The organism is Edwardsiella piscicida, assembly GCF_001896205.1.
In the GTDB taxonomy this organism is placed as follows: domain Bacteria; phylum Pseudomonadota; class Gammaproteobacteria; order Enterobacterales; family Enterobacteriaceae; genus Edwardsiella; species Edwardsiella piscicida.
On sequence record NZ_MPNU01000001.1, the window covers coordinates 1607208 to 1614933 of the forward strand.

Sequence of the window (7726 nt, forward strand, 5' to 3'; positions counted from 1 at the left end):
GAACTGGTATGATGAGGTTATCAGAATTAATAACGGTGCTGATAACGGCGTGGATGTATTGCTTACACTGTCTAATCAGACTGCTGGAGTTGTCCAATGTAAGCACTATACCTCAACAAATGTAGGGATAGACACTGTTCGTAAGGAACTGTTGGCTCTAGTGCTTCGAAGTTTTATCATTCCGGAACTAGTATCTCCGCAGGCTTTGTCTTTTCATTACATTTTAGCTGTATCCGATAATGTGACTAAAGACACGCTTAGCTTCTTCACTCAATCAGGTAAGCCAGCGCAAGATTTTGCTACGAATATCCGTGATTACGAAAGGCTTGCTGTCGGGGTCCGTAACGAATTCAGTTTGCTGCGAAATGACACAGCAATGAGTGAACTCACTGGTCCTGAACTTTTTGCAAGAGCGCTTCCAATATTATTGCGTTTCGAGTTTCATCTCTGGCGCCGGGATAACCTTTCAAGCGTTGTGCGTTCTTCCCGCAACCTAATGGATATCTACTTCACACGAGAAACTGTAACGTCATCTGCTGAGGTTGACGCTCTTTTGCAACAAATGTTCCCAGATCGTGCAGTGCTCGCTGCAAGCGGTAGCAACCGAATTTTAAACGTACATACACATTATTGTAATCGTGACCTCCTTGGTGCGGAAAAGCTTTACACCTGTTTAATACATCAAAAGCATGATGCTGCACTAGCTACTATCTCGGACCTTTTCCAGAATCATTTCAGGCGTCTTGCCGGTGACCGTCCAGTTTGTATTTTGGCTGGTTCTGGTGCATTCCGGGCAGATGATTTTGATGCACTTGATGAAATGGTTAGTAATTATCCTGGCCCACTTATTTTACAAGTGGGGTGTGAGGCAGTTAGTGGTAGCCAACTTAATAGTTGGCGACAACGTGCACTAACGTTTCCTGATGGTGAAGGGGCATTGTATCCGGCTGACTCCATGTTTCGGACGGGTTGGTGCTGGGTTAAAGAGACTTCTGAATCGGAGCAATGTTTTTTATTGCTTGAAAATGTTCACCGTGATGCAGGGTATGATCAGGGTACTCATACATTACGTATTGCTTATAACGATGTCATTGTCTGGTGTGCACTAACGGCAGATTTTTATCCAGCAACAATTGGCGATACGCTGTTGTGTGAGCGCATTCTTATCGGGATGAATGATGATCCTTTTCATCGCCATCAATTACTGATGGTGTCATCGGATGGGCCTGTCACGTCCGATGTGATAAACAATCGTGGTGCTTGTTTTAATCGTCTTCAGAGTTCTGGGGCATTCAGTGTTTTGTTATGCCATAACTCAGTTGGTGATATCAGCGATGATTTACGTCGCGCCACTGGTTTTTTTCCACTTGAAGGTGATTCAGCACTTCTACACCGCTGCCCTTCAGTTTCCGCGTTACATCTGTTGAGAAACAGTTTTATTGCCGCTGGTTTTTTTATCTTTCTTTGGCCGGGGCGGGTATCGCGAGCCACAATCTTGAACGTATATTTATGGCAAAACGTTGATGGTGAGTTATATGAGCTTAGTTATGCTGTGCAGATGGAGCTTGAGCGCTTTTTTGATGCACCAAATGCTATAGGTCAAAACCCAATTATCAATCAGGGAATTGAGCAACTTCGGAAAAAAATAATTCGTGAGCACACTCCTCATCCGGATTACCTCGTTCACCAAGCTTTGTTTGGTACCGCCCGACATTTTTCTCCAGACTTAACTAATCTGGTTTTTCGTAAAAGGGATGTATTGCGCGTGATTAAAGCGCTTTGCTATTTTACGGGTACGACGGGGACTCATTGGCTTAGCAATTCTGAGCAAATTGGGCAATTGTGTACGGAAGTCTTCGGTGGTCGAGATAATGTGCTGGCTTGGGATGCGCAGGACAGAAGTTTTGAGCAGCTTCAGAGTGAGCTTATTGAATGGATAAGAGAAGGTGGAGAACATCCTGATCTTCTTGTATTCGCTCATGTTGATGGAAGGGTCACGCCTGAAGCGTGCCGTGTTGATACGAGCATGAGTCGTGCCAGTATTGCTCAGCCTGACGATGTTCCTGGATCAATAACTGAGCCGCAAGCATCTCGCAAAGTATGGGTGTATGATCTCATGGATCTTGTGCAGCGCTACAATACAGGTAATACAGTCAGTGAGCGGGATAATTATCTTCGCGATCTTAGTGAGTACAAAAATACAGTGCGAACTGTGTTAGGTGAGGAACAGGATAATGGATGAGCTTATTGCGGAGCTTAATGAAAAAACTCGATCAGCTGGTTTTATAAAATTACCACATTTTCCGCCGCTACCTGAGAGTATTGTCGCTTATTGGCAATCTGAATATGCCTGTATAGGGCTCATTAGGTGCGATGGTGTTTCGCAGGAAGAATTTGAATCATCTCGCATTGAAGGTGAAAAGGTGTTAGACAGCATTGCCCGTCGTCGTGAGAGACCCGGCGTTACTATTGACGCAACCCTTATACTTGCGTTACCAGGAGGACAACGTTTTCCTTCTTCAACCATAAGAAATGCAGAGCTAGATACGCGTCTTGTCAGGAAACATGTTGTCTGGATTGAAGAGGATAAATGGCAACGTACAGGCAGGATTACATTATTGGGGCTTCCGTGTATAGCTAATGACATCGCATATAGAGGCTTTACGCGTGTCTCACAAAGTACTTTAGAGTTTTTATCCGAGTTTGAAGGCATGACACCAGCTGCACTTGCCCGTAAACATACTAGCGGAGGGGAGGATGGTAATGAGTAACATTCGTATTATGTCAGTAACTATCAAACGATTTCGTGGTTTCCCGGATGAAGTTACCATTCCTTTTAACTCAGGTCTAACAGTTATCTATGCGGCCAATGGCACGGGGAAAAGCACTATTTGCCAAGCTGTGGAATGGCTGTTTACGGGTGAGATTGCTGACATATCTGATTCGGCTTACACCTGTCATTGGGGGGTAGGTGAAAAATCAGTTTCAGCAATATGCCTTATAGATGGCAAAAAACAGACCTTTAGTCGCTCGGATAAAGGTATTTATGTTTCTGATGGGGAAGGTCAAATCAAGCGTTTGACTGAGAAAGCTTTGCTGGAAATGATAACCCCTGTTGAAGTTGGAACCGGACACACCACAAGTATTAATCGGAGCAAACGTGAATGGTTTCGGCATAGTCGATGGTTGTATTCAAATTCATTGTCAATGCTTGTTGATGATGCTGCAGCTGAGCAACGCAGGCAAATATTTGCAAACATCCTTGGGTATGGTCATCTTTCAAATCAACAAAAACAGGTACAGGATTATATTCGTAATCTACCTTCTATCCAGTCAGAGCAGAGGCAGCTAGAGGAGACCCGTGCATTTAAGGACAGTCTATTTACTAAGTTTTCGGGAAAAGAGAACCAAGAAAGTATAGTTGTCAAAAATATCAACAAACTTATTACCCAACTCAATTTACCATCTGGAGATCTATCTACGGTAGACAGACTTCCATTAATCAAGGAAGCGCTAAATAAGCGTGAGATAGCTATCACTAATAACACCAAAATCGTCACTCAGTTAATGTCACGCTGGGATGCTGCTATTCATTACAGCGATGAAAAAATGCAATACAGAAGCGTAAGGACGTACTAGCAGGCGATCTAAAGAATGCTGAGGAAAAAATACAGGCGCTCAGAAAAAAAATGGGGAACTGAGGGAGGAGCTGAAACGTCATAATGAACAATACAATATATTAATGTCTCTGCAGGCAGTCTTCCCAGACAGTCAACCGCTTATTAACTATCTCCATACGTTGACAGGGGATGATATTTATGGTCTTTCCGCCAATTCGGTTTTTGCTTTAATACCTGAATCCAAGCTCGATAATAATACGCTCCTATCGCGTCGGCATGGGCTGCGTGCACTGCTAGATGTAATGGCTGAAAATACCTTTGCCAATGAGCATCGCAAAGAGTGGGAGGATTTCATATCAGCAGCTCCAAGTGAAGAGACATTGCTTGAGTTAGAGACTGATATACATCAAATGGAAGAGAGTATTGCTCTACAGACTTCTCAGCTTGAAAACCTTACGAATGTAACTGAGCAATTATTCATGCTTGGTAAAACATATACCGACAAGGCTCAATCTTCCTGCTGTCCCCTGTGCTCTCATGACTGGGAAGAGCGAGAGCATCTAGTTGATGCAATCGTGAAAACGGGGAGCTTATTTGATCCACAGCTTAAAATACTTGATGATAATCTAAGACTTAGCCGTTTGGCACTTGAGACTAAAAAATCGGAACAAGTAAAACTACTCGCACAGCATGCTCAGAAAATTCAGCTTCGTAATCAGATTAACGCTGCGGATTTCAATACCATGAAATGTGTAGAGCAATTTTCACTTGATAGTTGGTTACCCGAATATCGTCCTGCATACATTCGAGCAGACTTGATTGAAATGTCGCTCGCACGTTTGATTCATGCTGAACGCCTTTCAGAAATTTACGATAGCCTCGAACGTGTTTATCAACTTGTAGGTGAAAAAGCACTTGCCACTACAGATTCATTTTTACAGCAAGTTGCCGCAGTGCAAAGTTTATTGCCTAGCTATTGTGATAGTCATAAGCATCAAATTACTCTTATAGAACATCAGTTATCGACACAGATAGCGCTAGAGGACATTCAGCAAGGCGCTATCCAAACATTGATTTTAGAGTTAAAAGGAGAAGAGCAGAAACTTGCGAACATTACTTATTTACAGCAGGAGTTCAGTTCGTACTGGTCCCAGCTTTTCAGGGATGATTCTGTAAATAAAAGCATTCTGGTACGTTTTCAGGAGAGCCTTACAAGTGATCGTGATGTTCTGAGTTCGTTAATTGACCTTTATAATGAATCTCGGCTTGGTCTTGAATCTATGGAAGAGAGCAAGACTATTAAATCACTGGAGTCGCAGATGTTGCGTCTTGAAGATTCTATTTCGAAACAGTTGAAGCGTAGAAATACCGCAGAGCAAGCATTGGCTGAGTTGACATCAGAAATTGAGAACCGGACATCTGAAACAATAGACTCTCTTATGTTGCCAGCATCGGAACTTTTCTCGCGTATGCATGCTAATGAGGTTTATCAGGGATTTAACGTCGTGAATAAGGGAAATTTTAACTGGTGTGCTATCACGGGGGAAGTTGTTCGTGATGGAGAAGTTCCGTTAATTACTGAGAATTTCTTTAGCCAAGGACAGCGTCAGGATCTTGCTCTTTCTCTGTATCTCTCTCGAGCCCGAGCACTTGGCGGTACTTTTTTTCTTGATGAACCGGTTGCACATCTTGATGACTTGAATCGTGTTGCGATGACGGACATTTTCAGGATGATGTGTCTTGCTGAAAAAGGAATGAATTTGATTCTAACTACTGCAAGTGATCCGTTGCGGCGTCATCTTCGTCAAAAATTTTCTGCAATTCAGCAAAACGGCGATCCGTTGTTAACGGTGATTACACTTAAAGGAAATCCCAAGGAAGGTGTGGGTATTAATATCTCCTGACTGACGTAACCACACCTGACCACAAATTACAAAGCTCAACTTGGTTAAGTATTTGTGGTCTCTTTTTAGCAAAAAAACGAGCAAAACTTAATAAATCACAACTAATGTAGCAACCAGTTATATTATTTGAGCTGGAAATGTAAATGCTACTAATTTTAATTAAATGAATCTTATTAATAAGTAAACATGTCAATACATGTTAGTCTATGAAATATCAGCTCTGTCTACCCATTCATCAAGCTTATCAGCCCATTCTTGCATCATAACCTTTCGCTCATCAAGATAAGTTGCATGGTTGTATGTGCGACGAACATTGTTGGTATCAGCGTGTGCAAGTTGGGCCTCAATAGCATCAGGTCGATAGCCCATTTCGTTTAAACGCGTACTTCCTGTAGTTCGGGTAGCATGGGGACTATAAATGCCACTCCATCCGAGGCTTTTGAGTAGCTGGCGCAGCGAGTGCGATGTCATTGGCCCTAGCGGATTATCTCTGCCCGGGAAAAGGTGCTGCCGATGCCCGGTTAACCCCTGTAGTGTTCTGAGCATTTTGACAGCTTGGAAGGGTAGGGGAATAACGTGTTCTCTGCGGGCTTTCATTCGCGCTGCCGGAATGGTCCATAGGGCGTTATTAAGATCGAATTCTGTCCATTCTGCTTCGGTGGCTTCTGCAGGACGCGCCAATGTCCACCACATAAGCCACATGCAATAGTTAACCTGATACGAGCCACGACTATTGTCAAAACAGCTTAGTAACTTTCCGATTTGCTGAGGATTTAGTGCCTGTTTGAACCGCCCCGGTTTTCCGGGAGAGTATTTTAGTTGGGAACTCAGGCTGCCAGATCCTTATTCCCGATGGAAGCATAATATGCCTGTTCGGCTTCTGCCGGTGGAGCCTGTACATAGATTTGTGTAATTGCCTGATTTTGATATGTTCAATCCAACATCAAAAGCAGGTTAATTTATGGACGAAAAACAGTTGCAGGCTCTGGCTAACGAACTGGCCAAAAATCTCAAAACCCCTGACGATCTCAGCCAGTTCGATCGCCTGCTGAAGAAAATCAGCGTTGAGGCGGCTCTCAACGCCGAAATGTCCCACCATCTGGGCTACGATAAAAATCAGCCTAAACCGGGTACCAACTCCCGCAATGGCTATTCCACAAAGACCGTTACCACCGGCGATGGCCCTCTGGAACTACGCACACCGCGTGATCGTGATGGCTCTTTCGAACCGCAACTGGTGAAGAAAAACCAGACCCGGATCACCGGGATGGATAATCAGATTTTATCGTTGTACGCCAAGGGGATGACCACCCGCGAGATAGCGGCTGCGTTCAAAGAACTGTATGACGCGGATGTCTCACCGGCGTTGGTATCGAAGGTCACCGACGCGGTTATGGAACAGGTTACCGAATGGCAAAACCGTCCACTGGATGCAGTCTATCCCATTGTTTATCTTGACTGTATCGTCCTGAAGGTCCGGCAGAATAGTCGCGTTATCAACAAATCTGTGTTCCTGGCACTGGGCATCAACATCGAAGGCCAGAAAGAACTACTGGGTATGTGGCTGGCCGAAAACGAGGGCGCGAAGTTCTGGCTCAATGTGCTGACTGAACTAAAAAACCGCGGTCTGAACGATATCCTCATCGCCTGTGTTGACGGACTGAAAGGCTTCCCGGAGGCCATCAACGCGGTGTACCCGGAGGCCCGCATCCAATTATGCATCGTGCATATGGTGCGTAACAGTCTGCGGTTCGTCTCCTGGAAGGACTACAAAGGCGTTACCCGCGACCTGAAAGCTATCTATCAGGCGCCCACGGAAGAAGCAGGCCTGCAGGCGCTGGAAACGTTCGCCGCTGCCTGGGACAACCGCTATCCGCAGATAAGCCGGAGCTGGGAGTCGAACTGGGCCAACCTGGCGACGTTCTTCGCTTACCCGGCAGACATCCGCAAAGTCATCTACACAACGAACGCCATCGAGTCACTGAACAGCGTGATCCGGCATGCCATTAAAAAACGTAAGGTGTTCCCGACGGATGAATCAGTGAAAAAGGTGGTGTGGCTGGCAATCCAGGCGGCATCACAAAAATGGACGATGCCGCTGAGGGACTGGCGCATGGCGATGAGCCGCTTTATTATCGAGTTCGGTGAGCGCCTGGACGGTCACTTCTGAGAAAAGGCATTTACACAGAATCGTGTACAGGG

The 7726-nt window shown here is 44.9% G+C and carries 5 protein-coding genes and 1 pseudogene; 5 read left to right on the forward strand and 1 reads right to left on the reverse strand.

The annotated features are described in order from the left end of the window. The 4 genes from BRD58_RS17870 to BRD58_RS07330 all read left to right on the forward strand — a co-directional run. The coding region (locus BRD58_RS17870) for an ABC-three component system protein (protein WP_158024513.1) at window positions 1–2242 on the forward strand (2242 nt) is incomplete at its 5' end. Continuing rightward, the gene (locus BRD58_RS17875; protein WP_139263892.1) at window positions 2235–2771 is read left to right on the forward strand and encodes a hypothetical protein; all 537 of its coding nucleotides are present in this window, start codon (window positions 2235–2237) and stop codon (window positions 2769–2771) included. The genes BRD58_RS17870 and BRD58_RS17875, both read left to right, overlap by 8 nt. Then, window positions 2764–3639 carry an AAA family ATPase gene (locus tag BRD58_RS07325; protein ID WP_158024514.1) on the forward strand — a complete coding sequence of 292 codons (876 nt, stop codon included), beginning with the start codon at window positions 2764–2766 and terminating at the stop codon, window positions 3637–3639. The genes BRD58_RS17875 and BRD58_RS07325 overlap by 8 nt, the downstream gene beginning before the upstream one ends. 103 nt (window positions 3640–3742) lie before the next feature. Further along, window positions 3743–5524, forward strand: a complete 1782-nt coding sequence (locus tag BRD58_RS07330) for a hypothetical protein (RefSeq protein ID WP_073382113.1) — start codon at window positions 3743–3745, stop codon at window positions 5522–5524. 204 nt (window positions 5525–5728) lie between these two features. Here the strand turns inward: BRD58_RS07330 and BRD58_RS07335 are convergent. Beyond that, window positions 5729–6313: pseudogene (locus tag BRD58_RS07335) on the reverse strand (tyrosine-type recombinase/integrase); the annotation flags it as partial. 172 nt (window positions 6314–6485) lie between these two features. On the opposite strand from BRD58_RS07335, the gene BRD58_RS07340 reads away from it, so the two are divergent. Then, window positions 6486–7694 carry an IS256 family transposase gene (locus BRD58_RS07340; protein ID WP_073382118.1) on the forward strand — a complete coding sequence of 403 codons (1209 nt, stop codon included), beginning with the start codon at window positions 6486–6488 and terminating at the stop codon, window positions 7692–7694. Window positions 7695–7726: the final 32 nt, after the last annotated feature.